This is a genomic window from Candidatus Chlorohelix sp., from assembly GCF_037138995.1.
Taxonomy (GTDB): domain Bacteria; phylum Chloroflexota; class Chloroflexia; order Chloroheliales; family Chloroheliaceae; genus Chlorohelix.
The window spans coordinates 19,764-40,977 of sequence record NZ_JBAXHI010000012.1; the positions used below are offsets into that span (position 1 = coordinate 19,764).

The 21,214-nt window shown below is 46.6% G+C and carries 15 protein-coding genes; 10 read left to right on the top strand and 5 right to left on the bottom strand.

Translation table 11 applies throughout. The annotated features are described in order from the left end of the window. Positions 1–81 precede the first annotated feature (81 nt). From WCK19_RS07715 to surE, 3 genes are all read right to left on the bottom strand, one after another. A complete protein-coding gene (locus WCK19_RS07715; RefSeq protein ID WP_342396795.1) occupies positions 82–1,458 on the bottom strand; it encodes a helix-turn-helix transcriptional regulator in 1,377 nt (458 codons plus the stop codon). A 385-nt stretch (positions 1,459–1,843) separates the two neighbouring features. Beyond that, positions 1,844–2,626 carry an enoyl-CoA hydratase-related protein gene (locus WCK19_RS07720; RefSeq protein WP_342396796.1) on the bottom strand — a complete coding sequence of 261 codons (783 nt, stop codon included), beginning with the start codon at positions 2,624–2,626 and terminating at the stop codon, positions 1,844–1,846. 15 nt (positions 2,627–2,641) lie between these two features. After that, entirely contained in the window at positions 2,642–3,409 is a 768-nt protein-coding gene (gene surE / locus WCK19_RS07725) for a 5'/3'-nucleotidase SurE (RefSeq protein WP_342396797.1), read from the bottom strand. Positions 3,410–3,597: 188 nt separating this feature from the next. On the opposite strand from surE, the gene WCK19_RS07730 reads away from it, so the two are divergent. From WCK19_RS07730 to WCK19_RS07775, 10 genes are all read left to right on the top strand, one after another. Then, entirely contained in the window at positions 3,598–4,836 is a 1,239-nt protein-coding gene (locus WCK19_RS07730; protein WP_342396798.1) for a TIGR00300 family protein, read from the top strand. A 23-nt stretch (positions 4,837–4,859) separates the two neighbouring features. Then, on the top strand, positions 4,860–5,972 hold the full coding sequence (ychF, locus tag WCK19_RS07735; RefSeq protein WP_342396799.1) for a redox-regulated ATPase YchF: 1,113 nt from the start codon (positions 4,860–4,862) through the stop codon (positions 5,970–5,972). Positions 5,973–6,347: 375 nt separating this feature from the next. After that, positions 6,348–7,844, top strand: a complete 1,497-nt coding sequence (locus WCK19_RS07740) for a LysM domain-containing protein (RefSeq protein WP_342396800.1) — start codon at positions 6,348–6,350, stop codon at positions 7,842–7,844. A 219-nt stretch (positions 7,845–8,063) separates the two neighbouring features. After that, positions 8,064–9,551, top strand: a complete 1,488-nt coding sequence (locus tag WCK19_RS07745) for an MATE family efflux transporter (RefSeq protein ID WP_342396801.1) — start codon at positions 8,064–8,066, stop codon at positions 9,549–9,551. Between the two features lie 153 nt (positions 9,552–9,704). Continuing rightward, a complete protein-coding gene (locus tag WCK19_RS07750) occupies positions 9,705–9,917 on the top strand; it encodes a hypothetical protein (protein ID WP_342396802.1) in 213 nt (70 codons plus the stop codon). Positions 9,918–9,955: 38 nt separating this feature from the next. Next, positions 9,956–10,747 carry an SDR family oxidoreductase gene (locus WCK19_RS07755; RefSeq protein WP_342396803.1) on the top strand — a complete coding sequence of 264 codons (792 nt, stop codon included), beginning with the start codon at positions 9,956–9,958 and terminating at the stop codon, positions 10,745–10,747. Between the two features lie 4 nt (positions 10,748–10,751). Next, positions 10,752–11,294, top strand: a complete 543-nt coding sequence (locus WCK19_RS07760; RefSeq protein WP_342396804.1) for a hypothetical protein — start codon at positions 10,752–10,754, stop codon at positions 11,292–11,294. Between the two features lie 204 nt (positions 11,295–11,498). Further along, positions 11,499–12,032, top strand: a complete 534-nt coding sequence (locus WCK19_RS07765; RefSeq protein WP_342396805.1) for an NAD(P)H-dependent oxidoreductase subunit E — start codon at positions 11,499–11,501, stop codon at positions 12,030–12,032. 17 nt (positions 12,033–12,049) lie between these two features. Continuing rightward, positions 12,050–13,852 carry an NADH-ubiquinone oxidoreductase-F iron-sulfur binding region domain-containing protein gene (locus WCK19_RS07770; RefSeq protein WP_342396806.1) on the top strand — a complete coding sequence of 601 codons (1,803 nt, stop codon included), beginning with the start codon at positions 12,050–12,052 and terminating at the stop codon, positions 13,850–13,852. A 105-nt stretch (positions 13,853–13,957) separates the two neighbouring features. Then, complete coding sequence (locus tag WCK19_RS07775; protein WP_342396807.1) at positions 13,958–16,894, top strand: molybdopterin-dependent oxidoreductase; 2,937 nt, start codon at positions 13,958–13,960, stop codon at positions 16,892–16,894. 70 nt (positions 16,895–16,964) lie between these two features. Here the strand turns inward: WCK19_RS07775 and WCK19_RS07780 are convergent, their stop codons facing one another. Next, positions 16,965–18,116 carry a hypothetical protein gene (locus WCK19_RS07780; protein WP_342396808.1) on the bottom strand — a complete coding sequence of 384 codons (1,152 nt, stop codon included), beginning with the start codon at positions 18,114–18,116 and terminating at the stop codon, positions 16,965–16,967. A 592-nt stretch (positions 18,117–18,708) separates the two neighbouring features. Then, entirely contained in the window at positions 18,709–21,078 is a 2,370-nt protein-coding gene (locus tag WCK19_RS07785; RefSeq protein ID WP_342396809.1) for an NYN domain-containing protein, read from the bottom strand. Between the last annotated feature and the right edge of the window lie 136 nt (positions 21,079–21,214).

The window sequence follows — 21,214 nt, forward strand, 5'->3', positions numbered from 1 at the left end:
TTGCCGGGTAAGAATTTGTGGTTTATTTAGAAGAACTAGCGTTTCAGACAAGGGGCTTAAGCCCCTTGTTTTCAATTATTATTAGAGTTCCGCTGCTATTCCGGCGCGATTCAACTGACGATAAGCGCGTTCGTACATCTCGGCAGCGTGGGCAGTATCACCTTTCTGACGTAGCGTTCCGGCATAACGAAAATAGATTTTGCTGAGCAAATCACGCGCATTAGCATGTTCCAGTAATTCCACCGCTTGCTCGAAAAAGCGAATCGCGCTATCCAAATCCTGCTGGGAGGAAAGCAACCCGGCGCGACTGGCAAATGCCTGACCTTTAGCAATTATATCCACACTATCAATCGTGGAGAGCATTGCATCGCTATGCGACCGCGCTTTCTCCAGTTCACCCTTCTGCAGAAACAGGTCGCTCAGATTCATATGAGCATGAGTGATTGCTTCTTCATTGCGTTGGAATGAAGCAATCCGCAACGCATCCTCAAACTGAGTTTCGGCTTCATCAAATTGTTCGGTTTCTCGCATCAGCACCCCGAACCCGGCGCGAAGTTGGGCAAGTACGCGCTGATTACTGGCACATTCGTATAACGCTAGAGCCTTATTAGCAAAGTTACGGGCAGCGGGCAGGTTGCCATTTTCGCGATGAACTGCGCTGAGACCGGCGTAAAGATTAGCAAGTTTATCAGGGCTGGAGGCGTTTTCTGCCAAGCGCAACGCCTCACGGTACATCGAAATCGCCTCTTTCATGTCGCCAAGTTGATAGTGCAAAATTCCGAGATTACTATATATGCTCAACTGGAACTGAATATCCTTGATTTGACCATTTTCAACTGATTGAAGAGCCGTCCGCAATTGCTCGATTGCCAACACAGGCTTGGATTGGAGCATGTAAACGATTCCGGTAAGCTGTCGCACCTTTGCCTGCATCTCAAAATCGGCGGTTTTTTCAGCCAATTCACGAGCAACGCCAAGTTCGGGCAAAGCCAACGATGAATTATCCAAATCAACCAGTACAGTAGCAAGCGTAAAATGGTAATTCTTAAGTTGTTCAACGCTTAATTGTCGGATACGCACTTTAGTAGTAAGCAAGTTGCGGGCTTGTTCGTAGCGGCGCTGCTCTCTTAAAATTTTAGCTTCGGTAATCAGCAAATCCCAACGTGCGGGCGATTCTTGCTCGTCATCCATCGGGGCAATAGTCACCGCCAATTGATTGGTCATCATACCAGTGAGGAGGTAAGAAACGGTCACTCCCAATTGTTTAGCTATATACTCAAGAGCTTTAAGAGAGGGGGTAATTTTACCGCGCTCAATTGAACTTATATAACTTTTGGAAAACCGCTCACCCACCAATTCTTTCTGGCTCATCCCTTTATCGGTGCGTGACTCGCGAATACGTAAACCGACTATCGGTGCTAGACCTTCAAGAATATTCAAGCTTCTTTGCGCAACCATAAACCAACTTCCTTTATTATACACTAACATTGAAATGGTTAGCCGTTTCTAAAACGACTATACTTATTATTATAATATCTCAAATTTTACAAAATTACCATAGTATTTCAGAAATATAGGGCTTTCTTTTGTACTATTTTATAAATCTCTATAAATATAATTGTGACAATAATATTTATATATTTGAACCTGAAAACCAACACATGCTGAAGCCAACACAATTAATTAGCTCAATAAATAAAATTACACACAGTTCAAGCTTGTCAAATTATAATGTACAAGCTCAATTTGGTTAGCGTTAATATTTTCACATTAAATTGTAGAACCATTGTTTTAGAACATGAGGAATTTTAAACAGAGCGGCGGGGATGCCGCTCATAGACGTTTATTGACCTTTCCAAATCGGTTTGCGCTTTTCAAGGAAAGCCGTCAACCCTTCTCTGGAATCTTCGGTGAGGATGCACAGAGACAGCATAGAACTCAAGTAATCTAGCGATTGCTCAAAAGGCAAGTCACTAGCATTGTAGAGCGCGTCCTTGCCCAACTTCATGATGGCAGGGCTTTTCGCTGCCAGTTCTGTTGCCAGCGCATCAACTTCCTGTTTTAGTTGCTCTTGCGCCACCACACGAGTCGCTACGCCGATGCGTTCGGCTTCGTGCGCGTCAATCTGCCGCCCGGTTAGCATCAAGTCAATAGCTTTCTTGCGCCCAAGATTGCGAATGAGAATCGCCGAAATCATCATGGGAAACATGCCAACATTGATTTCAGGCGTACCGAAACGTGCTTGCTCACCTGCGATTACGAAATCGCAATTGACCGCCAAACCCATGCCACCAGCCAATGCCGCGCCCTGTACCTGCGCGATGATAGGTTTGCCGAGTTTGCCCAGCAACTCCCACAAGTAGATGAAAGGTTCGCGCCCTTTCCAACGGATGTATTCGCTCATGCTCTGCTGAGTTTCCGCCAAATCTGCGCCTGCACAGAATGCCTTGTCGCCCGCGCCACTCAACACCACCACTCGCACCGCCTGATTATCGCGACATTCTTCAAATGCTGCTACCAATTCGGAGATAGTGGCAGAATTAAGGGCATTGCGCCGTTCCGGGCGGTTGATGATTATATCGGCACGCGCCCCTTCGATTTGCAGCAGCACATTTCGGTACTCCATTGCACCGCTCCTCTCTTAAATCTTCCAACCTTGCATTTCTTCCAACGCCTTATAATTGGTCAAATCCAGCATCAAGGGAGTAATCGAGATTTTACCCTGCGTTATCGCTTCAATATCAGTACCTTCGCCAGGAATACCGCCGGGACGCTCTCCGCCAATCCAATAGTAAGCGCTGCCTCGCGGGTCGGTGCGTTTGTGCAATTCGTCAGTATAGATGCGCCTCCCCTGTCGGGTTAGCGTCACGCCTTTTATCTGTTCAGGCAGCAAATTCGGCACATTGATATTCCAAAAGTTATCCGGTTTTAGCTTGAGCGCACCGCTCTGAAAACGCATCACCAAATCGGCAATAAAATTTGAAGCGGTTTCAAAATGCCAGTTGGAATAGGCATCTAGCGAAACAGCAATAGCGGCAAATCCGGCGATATGCGCTTCCATCGCTGCCGCCACCGTACCACTGTAGGTAACATCATCGCCCAAATTTGGTCCGGTATTGATACCGCTTACCACCAAATCTGGCGGAGTTTCGAGGAAGCCGAGACTGGCGATGCTCACACAGTCAGCGGGCGTGCCATCGGTAGAAAAAGCGATGCTGCTACCGCCCCACCATTTCACCTCGCGCACTCGTAGTGGGCGATCCATTGTTTTATTATGACCGCTCACGCTCCAGTTATGGTCGGGCGCAATCACTGAAACTTGTACACCGGGGATTTTCACCAGTGCATCATAGTTAGCACGCAAGCCCTGACTATCAATACCGTCATCATTGGTTAGTAGTATGTGCATTAATGATTCTTTCTACAGTTAAGGAGAATTCAGTCTGATGAGTAATATAGCATTTTCGCAGGAAAAAATAAACGAGAAGAGCCAAAAAATATCATTCAACTAGTCCGAGGGCTTGTATTTTTTCTGTACTTTTCCTGCCCAAACCGCTATAATCAGCAGAGCTTAACCAACCATAGGTGAGGAGAATTATGACTCAGCAGCTTTACCAGCAAACCATTGAACTACGCGGGCATATAGTTGACAGCCTGATTTTGCCGCAGTTGATGGACGGCATTATGGATCTCGGCGGAAACTACGAGGTTGAGGAGTTCGAGTTAGGGCGCAACAAAACCGAAACCAGCTATTGCCGTATGCGTATCATTGCCACTACAGATAAGATTCTGGAAGAGGCGCTTCTGGTAGCGCAACGACTCGGCGCAGCTATTCTTTCCGATGCCGATGCCAAATTCGAGCCTGTTCCTCGTGATGGGGTATTCCCCCTCGATTTTTACGCTACCACCAACCTGCAAACTCACATTCGCATAAAGGGCATCTGGTTGCCGGTAGATAAAACCGAGATGGATTGCGGCATTATTTACTATCCCGAAAAGGGAACCGCCGAATGCATCCCTATGACCAAAGTTAAAAAGGGCGATTTATTGGCGGTGGGGCATTCCGGTATCAGGCTGGAAGTATTGGAACGCGAACGCCAACGTGAAATCTTTGGCTTTATGAATAGTGCGGTCAGTAGCGAAAAACCCAAAGAACTGGCTATAAACGGGTTGGTAGAAGAAATCAAGAATGTAAAAGCGCGAGGAGGAAAAATCCTGCTGGTAGGTGGTCCAGCAATCGCGCACACAGGCTCAGCCAAATACGTGAGTCGCCTAATCGAAATGGGCTTTGTGGATGTTTTGTTTGCAGGAAACGCGCTAGGAGTACACGACATTGAAACCGCCCTCTACGGCACATCATTGGGAGTATCGCTATCTAGCGGGTTGAATGCCGAACATGGGCATCAACACCACCTGAAAGCCATCAACACCATTCGCTATTATGGCAGCATTGCTCAGGCAGTTGCACAGGGTGTATTAAAGAGCGGGATAATGTACACCTGTACCAAACACAATATTCCGTTTGTGCTGTGCGGCTCTATCCGCGATGATGGTCCCTTACCGGAAGTAATTACCGATGTGCTGGTGGCGCAGGATGTTATGCGCGAACATCTCGAAGGGGTGGAAATCACCCTTATGGTATCTACGATGCTACACAGCATCGCGGTGGGCAACCTGTTACCAGCGCGAGTACGCTTGGTCTGTGTGGATATAAATCCCACCGTAGTAACCAAATTGGCAGATCGCGGCAGTAATCAGGCACTTGGTATCGTTACCGATGTGGAAAGCTTCCTAGGTGAGCTTTACCGACAATTAAGCGGAAACAACGGCAACTAGCCGATTTCTTATTTTGGAGATATATGGCACTTACTTTAGGTATTATAGGCTTCAGTAAAAGCGGCAAAACTACCGTTTTTAACATTCTTACGCATGGACATGCCGAAACCAGCGCATACGGGTCGGCAGCAACTCCCAACCTCGGCACTGTAAAAGTGCCGGACAAACGGCTGGAAGTGCTAACCGAAATGTTCATCCCCAAAAAAACCACCTACGCCACAGTTGAATATACCGACGTAGCAGGTATGAACCCCGGCGCTACCAAACAAGGGCAAGCCCTTCCCGGCTTGAACTATATCCAGAAGGTACAAGCGCTGGTTCATGTGGTACGGGCTTTCGAGGACACCAACATACCGCATCCCTCCGGCAAGGTTGACCCTATCCGCGATATTGAAACGATGGATTTGGAACTAGCTTTCAGCGACCTTAGTATTATCGAGAAACGCCTGATTAAGCTGGAAGAAAATATCAAGAAATTCAAGTCTGGTCCTGAGCGCGATGCCTATGTTTTTGAGCAGGAAATTATGGTGCGCTTGAACGAATCGCTTTCAAATGAAATCCCGATTCGGGATTTGGATTTGAATGAAGACGAGCTAAAAGTGATTCGCGGCTATCAATTTTTGAGCCAGAAACCGTTACTTACCATTCTGAACCTAGGCGAAGAAAAGGTAAGCGGGGCTGACCAACTATTGGCAGAATTGCGGACGCTGGCAAGCAAACACAAACAAAGTGGAGTTGAAGCCTTGCGCGGCAAGATTGAAATGGAAGTCAGCCAACTTGAACCCGAAGAAGCCGAGATGTTTATGGAAGAGTTGGGCATTAAAGAAAGCAGCTTAGATAGAATTATCAAAGCATCTTACGATTTGCTCGGCTTGATTTCCTTCCTAACCGCCGGAGCAGATGAGGTGCGTGCGTGGACTATTCGGAAAAACACCCCAGCAGTACAAGCAGCAGGGGAAATCCACAGCGACATCGAAAAGGGTTTTATTCGCGGTGAAATCGTTAGCTATGACGATTTGATAAAAGCCGGGAGCATGACTGAAGCGAAGCGGTTGGGAGTGTACCGCAGCGAAGGCAAAACCTACATTATGCAAGATGGCGACATCGTAAACTTCCTGTTCAATGTCAAAAAATAATCAAGGTCTTGCCCTTCACAGATATAAGCTGGAAGGGCAGTACGCCTCTTTCGCTGGAACGCACTTGTCATCAGCCCACATCACTATCAACAGAGGTGCTTAAATATTAGAGGTATTAGGTTACTGAGAAGCGTTCTATTTACAAATCGTAATTGTCAGAACGCACTTTCCCAGTAAAAATTTTACCGTATTATAACGGCTTAAACCTTGTTATAAACATATTAAATAACCCCCTAGACATAATATGATATAATGGTAATAATCATGATATGTTAAGTTAACGGTTTGCCAAATCAAAGAGAACTTTCGCTAAAGATTAATGAATAATAACTCTAAGAGTGCCACTTTTCTAGGCGCATATGGGGGGGGCAGAAAGTGACAGAAACGAGCGCAAACGATATTAATGCTCTGTTAGTGCAGGGTTTTAAGGCTGCGAAAGAGGGAAAGCGCGAGGAAGCCTACAACCTTTTCTGCAACGTAGTCAACCTTGACCCAAATAATGAACATGGTTGGCTGTATCGAGCCGCAACCACAGATGACCTTTCGGAAGGATTTGTTTGCTTACAGCGAGTGCTGGGCATCAATCCGAACAATGCAAAAGCGCAGCGTGGTATCGAGCGAATCAAAGCCCGGTTAGATGAGGAAGCTCAGGAAACTGGCAAAATCGCCGAAACTTCTGCACAAGCGCCAGAAACCACCGAGCAAGATAACCTTAGAGTTGGTGAACAAGAATTAGTTTCCGGGCTTGGAATGAGTAACACATATTCAGAAAACCAATCCCAAAACCTTGACAATATTCAAACCAGCCAAACTTCTCGGATAGATTTGAGCAATATGCCATCTGGCATGCCTACTGTCTCATTTCACCAACCACCCAGTTCTGCTGCTATACCGCCGTTTAGCAACCAGTTGCCGATTCAAGCAGAGGATGTGGCAGAGTCAAATTACGCCAGCAAGGATACCTCACCTGCTTTTAGCATTCCAGCCTTGCATGTTGATTACTCTGCGACAGATGAAGATATGCCGCCGATAATTACTCCTCCAAGCTATAGCCAACGCCCCAAAGGAGCTTATGAAGAACCCGGTTTGGATTCTTTAAGGGCTGAAATAGGCGGGCGCAGCAAGAAGAAAGAAAAACCGCGGCTACAAACTTTTGGAGGCGGGGCTGCAACCAGTCTTGACCGCAGTGGCAAAGAACGCCAGAATAAGCAGCGGCGCAGATTATTGCTGATATTAATCACGTTAATCGTGGCGTTTATTCTTATTGCAGCAGTTTTGTCATATCGCAACCGTAATCAGATGGTAGCTTACAACAGTGGTGATAGCGTTACTACCGAAATGGCAACTACACTGCCTACCAGTGTAGCCACTACGGCTTCTTTCGTTACTACTACCGCTGCTCCTGTAACTACCACGGCAGTTGCTACAACAGCGGCTCCGGCAACTACCACCGTAGCGCCCGTTGTTACTACTACCGCTCCTGTTGTTACTACCGCGGCACAAGCTCCAGCATCACCCAGACCAATTATCAGGGCGATTGTAAGCGGGGACAACCTGACCAATATAGCGAAACAATATAATACCTCGATTGAGGCTATAGCCGCTGCCAACAGCAACCCGGCGGCAGTTGGCTCTAACATTCCGTTAATCAGCGGCACGGCTCCATATTACGGAATATTCGCCAACACAAAGCTTGTGATACCGGTTAATCAGCCTAATTTTAGGGGCAGAGCAGTGGTACTTAAAGCAGGCGAAACAGTTGACAGTATCGCCCAACAATACAAAGTAGCCGCAGCTGAAATCCTGAAGTTAACAGGGCTAAGCACTACAGGGGATGCTAAACCCGGTGACGCGCTGCTATTGCCGCAATAGTTCGAAAATTCTGAGAGGTTGCACCTAAACCGTGCAGCCTCTTTTTTTGTCTTCAATATTACTCTTTAATCACATCGAATAATTTTTAACTAGACCTTTCAATGAAGTATGAAAAGTCTTATTTTATTATTACCGCCAAATTACCAATTGACATGACAGCAGCTTAATGTTTGAATTTTTACTATGGGAAATAATCTATCAAGGAAAGTGCGTTGAAGAATGAGCAGAACCAACGCAAAGAAAGAAATAGTATTTGAAGGGGAAATAACTCCAAACAGGTTGCGCAAGCAGGTTTGGAGTTTGGCTTGGCCCACTATCGGAGAACAATGCCTGAACCTTTTGGTAGGGTTATCCGATGTGTTTTTCGTGGGGCATTTGACCGCAACAGCGGTTAGTCAGCTTGGATATGGAAGCGCCGAAGCATTGACCGCTGCCGCTTTGGCAACCTTCTTTACTTGGGTGTCTTTCGTAATATTCAGCGCAGTGAGCATTCCCGCTACCACACTGGTAGCACGCGCTTACGGCGCACATGATATAAAACACGCTGCTCACATAGGGCGGCAAGCGATGGCAGTCGGGCTGATTACGGGCATTATCGTAGCAATAATTTTTCACTTTTCTGCAAGTCATCTTATCCAAGCTTTCGGTGCCAGCGGAAATGTCGGGCAAATTGGCGCTATATATCTTGAAACCGCTGCTTTAGGAATGCCGCTGTGGGCGCTTATGACAATCGGCAACGCCTGTTTGCGCGGAACGGGCGATACCCGTACCCCATTACTAATTATGTTGCTAGTGAATGGCATAAATATCGCTGGTTCGGCTCTATTGGTAAACGGCAACCTCGGCTTCCCCATAATGGGCATTAGAGGAGCAGCTACGGCAGCAGCTACCGCTTGGACGGTGGGAGGATTGGTAGTAGCATACCGCTTGTATAAAGCGCCCCGACCGGGAAATACAGAGGCTCTTTATATTCCTTTCGGGGTTAAATTTGAGGCAACCACAATTCTTTCTATGCTCAAGATTGGGCTACCTACTCTGGGAGAGCAACTCGCCTTCCAATTCGGCATTTTCTTCTTCGCCCGCATAGTGGTTGGGTTGGGAACTACCAATTATGCCGCCCATAACGCCATAATCAGTATTGATAGCATAGCTTTTTTACCCGGTCTAGGCTTTGGAATAGCCGCTACAGTGCTAGTAGGGCAATGCCTAGGGGCAAATCGTCCTGACCTAGCAGAACGCTATGCCATCACCTCTTACCAATTGGGGCTGGTTTTTATGACCATTATGGGTATCACCTTTGTACTATTCCCACAATTTTTCCTGAGTATCCTAGTAAACGACCCCAATGTAATCGAAGCCGCTACTAATCCTCTACGCATTGCAGGGATGGTTGACCCGTTGCTAGCAACCGTCTTTATCTTCATCGGCGTGCTACGCGGCGCAGGCGACACCCGCTACCCGATGTACGCGCGGATAGTTTCATCCTGTGGAGTACGCTTTATCCTAGGGTATATATTTATCGAACTAATCGGATTAGGCTTATATGGAGCGCGTCTGGCTATGGGCTTGGACTCGGTTGTACTATCAATAATGGTGGTATGGCGTTTCAAGAGCGGACGTTGGAAAAGTGCCATCAAAGAAGAACCTGAACAACCATCTTCACTTCCCAAACTTGCAACTGTACAACCTATTCCTTCTAATGAATAAAAAAGGTTGGATTATCCTAAAGAAGCGTGCAAAGTTGCCGTTTCTTATTGCTTGTATTTTCGCCCTAAAACTATTTGGGCTTTACAAAGTTATTCCTAAAGGTTAAGATTACGAACACAACCTAACGTTATTTTCAATTAGGAGAAATATATTATGGATGCCCAACAGTTGGAAAAAGAATTAAACGACTGGATGAAAGAACACGAAAGTGAGCTTTTTGAATTCATTCCCGAAGCTATCCAAGAATTTGAAGAAGCGCATCCGGGCGTAGATACAAATATGGTACGGGTTAATGCTCTATCTATGGCAGACCGCAAATTTATGGCACGTGCTGTAGCAGAAGTTGTAAGCAAATACCTCAAATAACGCCAAGCCCTGCCATATAATTATAGGGAGATAAAAGTATGGACTTTGGAATAAAAGGCAAAGTGGCGCTTGTAGTTGCATCTAGCAGCGGGCTTGGCAAAGCAGTTGCGCTGGAACTGGCAAAAGAAGGGGCTAAGCTGAGCCTGTGCGCTCGCAACGAGTCCCGCTTGCTGGCAGCAGCACAGGAAATCAGCGCAGCAACTGGCGTTGAAATACTGGCGGTTCCGGCTGATGTCACTAAAGCTTCAGACATAGAGAGTCTAATTAACAAAACAGTAGCACGATTCGGGCAGATAGATATTTTGGTCAACAACGCGGGTGGACCACCAACCGGCGCATTCGAGTCGTTCAACGATGAAGAATGGGCTAAAGCTATCGAACTTAACCTGTTGAGCGCGGTTCGCATAACCCGCGAAGTATTACCACACATGAAAAAAACAGGCGGGGGACGCATCATTAATATTACCTCGATGTCGGTAAAACAGCCCCTTGATGGCTTTGTACTCTCCAATTCGGTCAGAGCGGGCGTAACCGGACTGGCAAAAACACTTTCAAACGAGCTGGCAAAGCACAATATTACAGTCAATTGTGTATTACCGGGCTGGACTGCCACCAACCGCATTCTGGATATTCAGAAAGCGCGAGCCAAGCGAGAAAACCGCACCGAAGAAGATATACGCAGTGAAATTGAACGCTCTATTCCAATAGGGCGCATGGCTAAACCTGAAGAGTTTGGCGCAACCGTTGCTTTTCTGGCAAGCGAACGAGCTAGTTATATCACCGGAGTATCCTTACAAGTGGATGGCGGCTTTTATAAGGGCTTAATTTAAGCAAATGAAAAGCAGAGAAGATTTCGACTCGGAGATTCAACGAGTGGTCGAGCGAGTATATGAAGATGAAATGCTACGCTCCGACCTGACTGACAAAGAAGCTCAGCCTGTACTGGATTGGGCTTCAAACTATCTATACCAACGATTGGAAAATAAATACGCGAACGCAACAACTGCTACTGAACTAGAAGACGCTCCCGATTATGAGTATGGGCGGGTAAAACAAGCGGTATTGGCAGTAATAGCCTTATCTAGCCCTACATCAAATGAAACACCCCATGCCATCTTGTTAAGTTCGGTCAAAACGCTGGCTCAAGCAATCAGCGGACTTTTGGGGAACAAAAATCCAGAATCATTGGCAGAAAATCCTGCAACGCCGAGAGTAAAAGCGCAAGTATCCGATAAAGAGCTTGATACCAACCAAACAACCCTATTTAATTTCGGATTAAGCCCTGAAACGGTTCGTGACTTTCCGCAACAACTCTCAGGAAAAACCCGTCAGGAAAAAATTGATTTGCTGATAAGCATATTACAAACGGTAAACTAACCAAATTTTTCACAAAGCATTTTCCAATTTGTGCTATAATACGTGAAGTGAAAATGGAGAAACAGGCACGCTTAATTTTTTTACGTGAGCGCCTTTTCTTGGCACGCATATATCTGCTTAAAATGTTCCCATAGCGTGGAAGTAAAACCCCATGCATAATCACCAAATAAATAAAACCAATTCCTTTCCTTTGGAGGTGTGGTGTTGTCTCTCACAGTTTTGAACAATGGCGGCGGCAGTAGTAGTATAGAGCTTGCCAAAGCTAATGCTATACTGGATAAGTATGATTCGTGGGATATCAAACGCGAAGCTTTAATTCCGGTTCTTCAGGATTTTCAGCACGAATATGGCTACATTCCAGCGCCGATTGCAGCCCTAATCAGTCAGCGGCTTGACCTTACCCTTCCTGAAATCTACGGGGTAGCTACCTTCTACACTGACTTTAAAGTTCTCCAAAAAGCCGAACATCGCATCTTGCTATGTGAAGGCATTGCCTGCTATATGTGTGGATCGAAAGGTCTGGCAAAACTCGTCAAGGAAAAACTTGGTATCGAACATACCGAAGTCACACCAGACGGAAAGTGGACAGTTGAGCGGGCTAACTGGTGCTTTGGGGCATGCAACCTGATGCCGATAGTAGAAATTGACCACACGGTTTACGGGAATGTGACTGCTGAAAAGCTAAGCCAATTGATTGATGATATCAATACAGGCAAATTTAAAGAGCATCATCACTAGAGGAGCGCATCTAATAAATGAACCGCCAACAATTTCATGAGCTGCAAGCCCGTTTGGCTGGACAGCGTAAGGCGCTTTTTGAAAATAACACCGTCATTCAGGTCATGATGGATGGCGGTTCGATTCTTTCAGGCGCCAAACAGACATATGAGTATTTCAAAAAGGAAATTGCCAGTCGCGGGCTACAAAACGTAGTGGTCAAAATGGTAGGTAGTTTCGGCGCTATGTGGGCTGACCCTACCGTTTTCATCAGCAAGCCCGGCAGCCCGCGTGTCCTTTACGGATTCGTAGATACCAAACGAGCGGGTGAATTGCTCACCAGATTTGTACTAGGCGATGACCCCTGCGCTAATTGGTCGCTAGGGTGGGTTTCAAATGACCCATATCACTACCCTGATTTCGCTTGGGCAAAAGCCCCTGATGAAGAGTGGCGAGGCATCCTGCCAATTGGTCGCACCGAATGGGGCAAGTTACAACATCGCATCTCTGGGCGCAACCTTGGTTTTATTGACCCCGAAGACATCGAGGATTATATCGCAATCGGCGGCTACAAATCGCTGGAAAAAGCGTTACTCGATATGGATCCGCAAAAGGTCATTGACGAAGTTAAAGCCTCCAAATTGCGTGGACGTGGTGGTGCAGGTTTTTCAGTCGGTACCAAATGGCAATCAACTCACGATGAAACACGCATGCCAAAATATGTCGTGGTAAACGGGCATGAAGGCGAACCAAACGTATTCAAGGATCGCCGCTTATTTGAAGGAGACCCACACTCCATCCTCGAAGGGTTACTGCTAGGATGCTACGCTGCCGGAACCGGTGATGCCTATATCTATGTAGGTTCAGAACACCCTCTATCCTTCAAGCGTATCGGCATTGCAGTAGAACAAGCTCGCAAAGCAGGTTTCCTAGGTAAAAACATTCTGGGTAGTAGCTTTAGCTGCGATGTAAAGGTAATTATCGCGGCAGGTTGCTATATCTCCGGCGAAGCAAGCGCCATGCTCTACGGTATTCAGGGCTTACGTGGTATGCCCCGTGTAAAACCGCCTCGTTCTTACGAAGCAGGTTTGTGGGCGCAGCCTACCACCGTTAACAACGTGGAATCCTTCAACAACGTGCCGGAAATCATTCTGAGGGGCGGCGCGTGGTATGCCGGTTTTGGTAGCGAAAAAAGCAAAGGTACTAAGCTAATCATGCTCTCTGGTCCTTTCAAACGGCAGTGTCTGGCTGAAGTGCCTTTCGGTGGTCCTATCTCCGACTCGATTAACATCGTTGGCGGCGGTTCGTCAGACCCTAAGCATCCAATCAGAGCGGTGCAAACTGGTTCGGTATCGGGCGGTTGCTTCCCCCCTTCTATGTTCAATATACCATTTGATATTGATGCCTTTGGCAAATGGGATTGTTTGTTGGGTAGCGGTAGCTTCACTGCCTATACCGACCAGCAGTGCCTAGTGGACGCGGCGTACTATGTGCTTCGCTATAATCGTGACGAAAGTTGCGGTAAATGCGTCCCTTGTCGTATTGGCAACGAAGGGCTAACCGAAATGCTCTGGCGTATCAAAAGTGGCGATGGCAAAGAAGAAGATGTGGAAAAAATGCTCCAAATCTCCGATCTAGTCATTGAACACTCAATCTGTGGGCTAGGACAAGCAGCTCCACTGCCAATCCGCAATATGCTCAAGATTCCAGAGTTCAAAGCAGAGTTGATGGAGCATATCATCAACAAGCGATGCCGCGCCAACGTTTGCTCGATGGATCACGCTGATAATAAAAAACTCGGCTTCGGTACCGGAGTACGTGCGAACCACCAGTATAAATAATAAAAAAGGGGCTTGGAAGATGCGATTGCTTCCCGCCCCCGTACAATTTTACAGTCAAACAAAACTCAGTAATGTACTGAAAACCCTTAGAGGAGTTTGATATTTATGGCTGATGCGACCCAGGGTGTGCAACTGGTCAAAGTAACTATAGATAATGTCGAGGTAAGCGTGCCGAAAGGTACGTTCGCCATTGAAGCGGCTAAGAGAGCGGGTATTTACGTATCCAACATGTGCGCTCACCCCGATATACGCCCCTTCGGCTCTTGCCGCATGTGTACGGTAGGTACAGTTAGCAAGTGGGGTTTTGATTTTGAAATCTCATGCGCCTTAGAGTGCAAAGACGGCATGGTAATCTTTACCGAAAACAGCAATGACCAAGTACGCGAAGTTAAGCAGTTTATTCTCGAATCTTTATTGATAGACCACCCGCTCGATTGCCCCATCTGCCCTTCCAGCGGCGCATGCGATTTGCAAAATGCAACTTGGCATTACGGAATGAGCGAAAACCGCATGGCACGCCCTAAAGACTGGTACGAGCTAGATTATCTCAGCCCTGCCATTGTTATCAAGCGGGATCGCTGCGTAAACTGTGGGCAATGTGTGCGCGTCTGCGAAGAATTAGTCGGCGCGAAAGCCTTATGTTTCGTCAATCGCGGTATTGAATCTTACATCGACTCAGCTTGGGGCGGAGATCTCACCACCTCAACCCCCTGCACCAGTTGCGGTATGTGCGTAGAAGTTTGCCCAGTGGGCTGTCTGATGCATGTACAGTTTGAAAATACCTTCCTGAACTGGAACCTCAAACGTACTCCCACCACCTGTAACTATTGCAGCACAGGTTGCCAAGTTAATCTAGAAGCCGAAGTAAATACCGGACTGATAGAAAAAATTGCTTTCAACGAAGCGGCAGGCGTAGGAGACGGGCGCTCATGCGCGAAAGGTCGTTACGGACACCAATATATCAATAGCAAAGACCGCTTGACTTCACCGTTAATGCGTAAAGGCGAAGAGTTTGTCGAAATTAGCTGGGAGCAGGCTTATAACGAAATTCTAAATCGCCTCAACAAATATAAAGGTGACCAATTCGCTGCTATTGCCAGCGGAAAACTCACCAACGAAGAGAATTATCTTCTCCAAAAATTCACTCGTGGCGTGATGAACTCGAACAATATTGATAACTCAATTCGTTTCAATCACGGTGCATCAATAAACGCGCTGCTAAGTCAGTTCGGTATGTTCGGAATGACCAACACCGTACATGACGTGAAAGACTATTCCGGTTGCATGCTTATTGCCGGTTCAGACCTAGAAAATACCGCTCCGGTTATTAGCTACCAATGGCAAGAAGCGGTACAACGTCGCAAAGCTTTGAAAGTTATAGTGGTTGACCCCCGCCCTTCCCGTTGGACTGAACGCGCCCACCTATGGTTGCAAATCAAGCCGGGAACCGATGCCGCGCTGTTTAACGGTCTAGCCTACATCATCTTCAAAGAAAACCTGTTAAACGCTGGTTTTATCTCAGCACGTACCACCGATTTTGAAGGTTGGAAATCCTCGTTGTCTGAGTACACGCCGGAGAAAGTAAGCGCAATAACAGGTGTTCCGGCTGCCAAATTGCTAGAGGCAGCGCGTTTGTACGCTACTGGCGGCGCAGGTAAAGGCAATAAGGGCAAGGATGGGCAATATCCGGCATCTGCCATAATCTACGGCACCGGTATTACACAATGGACTAATGGCGTTGAGAATGTCCATACATTGGCAAACCTAACCCTATTAACCGGAAATCTTGGACGACAGGGTGGCGGTTTGAACGGTATCCTTGACCAAGCAAATGACCAAGGCGCAGCGGATATGGGATGCTTACCGGATTACCTGCCCGGTTACGTTCCCGTTACCAAAAATGAAGCCCGGGCGGCGTTAGAAACTATGTGGTTCGGACAAGCCAATGCAGCTATACCAGCTAAAGCAGGCTTGAAATTTATGGATATTTTCAAAGCCGCCGAAGCCGGACAGGTCAAAGCGTTGTATATCGTTGGTGAAAATCCGATGGTAACTGCGCCAAATCTGCAATTGATACAAAAAGCATTGGAAAAGGTAGAGTTGCTAATTGTGCAAGACCTTTTCATGAATGAAACAGCCCGGTTTGCTGATTTCATTCTCCCTGCCGCAGGTCACGCCGAGAAAGATGGTACTTATACAAGTACCGAACGCCGAATCAGTCGGGTTCGCAAAGCGTTGGCAGCGCCGGGAATTGCGAAGCCAGACTGGAAAATCCTAACCGAACTATTGAATCGTCCCGGTTTCGTCAACAACTACAAATCGCCAGCCGACATCCTCGAAGAAATTACACGAGCGAATAGGTTGTACAGGGGTGTAACACTCCAGAAGGTGGAACGCAACCGCACTATTTCTACCTTCAAATCGGGCTTGCTATTCCCCGGAGCAGATTATAGTCGCAAATATCCCTACACTTTAATCCGCTTTGGACCACAGACTCCGGTTAGCGTCGAGGGAACAGCCGAAGATGGTACTCCAATTCTGTTCAAAGACAAATTTACAACGGCATCGGGTAAAGCAAAGTTTGTGTCAGCCCGCTACAATGCCAGCAAGACAATTGCAAGCCGCGACTATCCGCTAATCCTATCGGTAGGGCGTGCTTCATACGCCAATGATCGCAGTGGAGTGCTGTTGCGCCGTAATTACGTGCCTGAAGCACTCGATCCAGAACCGGAGTTGGAGATTAATGAAGTTGACGCAAAGAAACTCAATATCGAAAGTGGTGATATTGTAAAAATTACGTCAGCCTTTGGTTCAATTGAAATCAAAGCCAAAATCACCGGCAAACAACCGAAAGGTTATGTATTTATGCCATGGATGTTCCGTGAAGCGCCCGGTTTCGTGGTCACAAACCGCGCTACCGATGAACGTAGCGGTTCTCCTGAGCTTAAGAACACACCTGTTTCGGTGCAATTCGTGCGGAAAAGCCTTGCAGGGTTGCTACAAACCACAGAAGGTTTACAAGTAGTACCAAGCCGAGCATAATCCAGTAATGGAATAGAATTAAAAAAGGGGGGCGGTTTTTAGAACCGTCCCCTTTCTAATGAAAAAATTATTACAAATCCAAAATTCCCGGTTCAAAGGTCGTGCGACCAAGTATAGCGCCACTACTTCCGAATATAATCACAGTAAGGCGGATTTTCTGCGAAACGTTCTTGCGTAGTTCAAAGCAAGCTCCTTCGCAGATTTTGTCGAATATCCAACCCAGACCGTCACGGCTTATAAGTTTCATCAGATTTGGTAAGCTGAAAGATTCTCGCAAGCTCTGAACCGTTTCCATCGGTAAATTAAAACGGGTTGCCAGTTGAATTACCAAGCTAGTATCAAATGCAATATTATTCTGCGCTGCCTGTTCACCAAGTGCAATTTGCTGAATCGAATTAAAATTACCGCAAATCGTTATGGCATCAAGTAGCTCAAACGAAGTGGCATGGTTCAGGGCATCTTGTAGCGACAAATTATGAAGAGACAAATCTAGGAACACCTCAGTTGAATTATCAAGCATAGGCAAGATACCGTTACCGACCGAATCGAGTGATAAAGCAAGGTGAGTTAGAGTAGCAGTATTATCCAGATCGGACAAATTCACCCCATTGTTATTCTGGTATGACTGTTCTAATTTCGTTTGCAGGTTGGGTAATTCAAAGGCACTCTCGTGAGCCAACCCAATCATAACGCGCACACCACGTTCAAGCCTATCGGAAGATATTGAATTAATAGCTTCGGTGATAGCGCTCGCTACCAGTTCACGCGGTATTTGGCTTAGCGCGGCTTCTTCTTCATGCGTAGCAGCGATAAAGTGAAGCAATAACGGCACAGCCTTATTTACAGAAGAAAGGGTAAGCCAGTGTAATTCGACTCTAGGGTCTAAAAACGCAACAGGTTCAGGTAATGAATCTACAACCGGGCTAAGGTTATGTTCCCACATTACTTTAACCCAGACTTCTGGGGTTTCAGTTTCGGGAATCGCTTCAGGGGTACCAATAATTGAGCAGAGGGCGCTTCCAGATTCAATAACGCATTTTTGGACTTTGAAGTGTGCAACACCACCACCGGGTATAATCATTCGCACCCGCTGTATAACTTGGTGAGTCAATAATGCAGTAGCAGCAGCTTTAGCAGCGGCGGCGGCAGTCAGATGGACAATATCATTTTGCGAACCACCGATACCTGCTCTGGACGCATCTTTTCTGATTTCGCGTCCCATAAGGGTTTCTTCTTTCTGAGTCCTTGAGCTAAGTACATCTCACTCTATTTAGCTTTAGCTTACCTGCATCATCGAAAGGTAATGGCTGGAACAAGGCTTAGCTTGGTTCCCTAAAATAATTGCCTGATTCTTAGTTGTGTTAACGTTCGGATACATCGCAAGAATCAGGAGTAAACTCAACGCTGTAATTCTCATTATACTTCGACAGCATTTACCCACCAGAACAAGTACCATATTTTGACTTGTTGGCGCACTTTATCAGGTATCGTTTTATTACCTGCCGTCTCTGTGCCATCGCTGCTGTTAAACAGCTTAGGATTTCTCTTAACGGTTTGTTAATTCTTCCTTTTATTAATCTTTTGAGTCTTTACACTAGGCTAAGCAACTGGAGTTCAAAACATAGCATGGTGTAAAAGATTAATTAAGAAATCTTTAAGGATTCGTTACAAAAGAGTGAGGAATCAATTAAGATTACATGAAGTATAACGCATAGGGGAAAGCAATGTCAATATCAATTTGAGCGACTCTGATTAAGTTTTGTTAACAAAAACCCCCTCTTATATTCAAAAAGAGGGGGTTTGTTAAGGGTTTTTTAGTTTTCTGAATTTCCACCTTCGTCATTCTCAGAACCGTTTCCATGCGGTATCTTTATTGGGCGACGACGGCGCGGAAAAGGCTTTCCTTCCATATCGAGTTTAACTCGGAGCGGAGGGCGACGACGAGGGCGTGGAGTTGCTTCTGGGCTATCTGCCATATCCGCAGAAATAGCCTCATCGTCACCAATACCTTCCTCGTTGGCTACTTCTATATCATCTACCCCTTCTTCGATTTGATCATCTATCTCTACCAATTGCTCCGGTTGTTCCACTTCTGATAAAGCCTCTTCAGCAGAGGGAAGTTCCGGTAGCGGTTCGGCTGAATAACTCAAAAGCCCGAAATATCCAAAAGTATCAGGTTCGCTTGGCGATGAAGCTTCGATTTCTGGAGTCGACTCAACTTCGGCTACTTGCTCGACAATTTCATCTTGCGCGATTTCCTGAATAGCAGTCATTTCAGGCTGAAACTCAACCATAGGTGCGGCATTTAATTCGTCTGGCATCTGCTCCATATGTGATTGAGCTTCCGCTGCTGCCGTTGCTAACATAGCATATTTAACTGCTTTGTGTTCTTCCTGCAAATGCGCTACCTGTACTCGCATCTTGCGAGCGCCACGAGAATGCACTTCCACCGCCATTTTCAAGACACCCTCACTTAAAAGACGAGAGAGTATGGTGCCGGCGTGGCTTTTAGCTTCATTCTCGTTCATACCATGCTTGTTTAGATAATCGCGAACGTTGGAAAGCAATAATTCGTATCCAAGCCACCGATTGCGATGACGCAACCCTTCTATCAAAACAATAACTTCCTGAAAGTGAGGTTGGTCAAGTAACGTAGGCTTAGGCCCGAAAGGCGAAGTGTTCGTTTCTTTATGGAAAGATGAAACTGAACGTTCACGACTACTAGGAGTAAGAGCCACCGCTTCCACTTTTTCTGATTCAGCTACAGGGGCATGCGCTTCAATTGCTGCGTCCTGTTGAGCTTCAGTCGCCCCATCATCCGACACGTTCTCAGTCGCTTTAACAACTGTTTCAGTTCTAGTTTCTTCGCCGGCAGCCTCATAATTTTCTTCGGAATCCATATCTATTGAAGACTCGCCATCGTTAACCCCATCCGCCTCATCATACCCACTCTCAGAGACATCCATTCGAGGTGAACCCGGCATAGAAACCCACAAAATATGTCCGATTTGATCCATTTGCAGGATATTAGCAACTTCTAAAGCTGAAAGTAGGGCTTTGAATTTGCTGAATCCATAACGGCGTTCATTAAAACTGGGGATGCGGCGCAGCAAATCTTCTTTAAGGTCACGGGCGCGCATTTGCGCTCTACCACTAGTGGAACGTTGGGACAAAATATTGCGGATTACTTCCTTAATATCCTCAAAATTGGAAGCATGCGCGGTTGACTGTGTAGTAGTCGAGGCAACAGGCTTGACAGGAGCTGGGGGAGGAGTTGTTACTACCGGAACTGCTTGAACCGGAACTTGCACAGGTTGTTGTGCCTGTGGTTGCGGAACGGGTTGGTAAGAATTTGTCACAGACGGATAGTTAACCGGAGTTGTAGGCTGATATTGTATGGGATAAGTTACCTGAGAAGGGTAGGAAGGCTGCTGTTGCTGAGGAATAGGAACCTGCATATAGGGTTGACCCACACTTGTCGGCGGGGGAGTACCACGCCGATTTCCTGCCAAGCGTCGCCCACTACGCCCTGCAACAGTAGTTTGCTGCTGCTGGTTTTGGGGGGACGTAGGTTGTTGCTGGTAATATTGCTGTCCAGATGACTGCTGAGAATAAACTCCCTGATAATAGGCAGCATACGGGTCGGAAGGCAAGGAAGCTTGCGCCAGCAACACACGATAAGGTACAAACTCATCGCAGATTTGCTGCAAAACATTTGCCACATAATCCGGTCCGACAACCACTACGCGCCGCCCACGCATTTTAGCGAGGCGCACCACTGGCATCATGTCCTTATCGCCGGTTACAAGGACATAAGTGCGAACACTAGGCATTAAATGTAAAAAGTCCACACAATCGGTCACCATCACCGGGTCTGCAAGGCTCTTGCCCTTCCCGGTTTGCCCGCTCAAATCACGATCAGCGTGAAAGACGGGAGCGTAAACGGTTTCAACGCCAGCCTTGTAAACTTCAAGACGGTCAACGGTATTTGACCATTCGGCGTAAGCGCGGGCAAGTACCAACGTACCATAAGATTGAGCCTTGGCAATCAGCACATCGAGATTAGGGCGATTGCTGCCACGGTCGGCATAATTACTAATTACAAGATTATCCCAATCTATGAATAAAGCTACCTGATCTGTTTCTTCTTCCTTGCGGTTATATATATTTGGATATATTGCCATGTTAAATCTAATCCTTTCAAGCCTCTAGCAAACTCTCGATAGAGTTGACCCGCTTCATTGTCGTGTCTATACTTGATATTGTACATGTAGAAACCATGTTTTTTGTAACATTCTTTCGGACAAATGATAGGGGGTA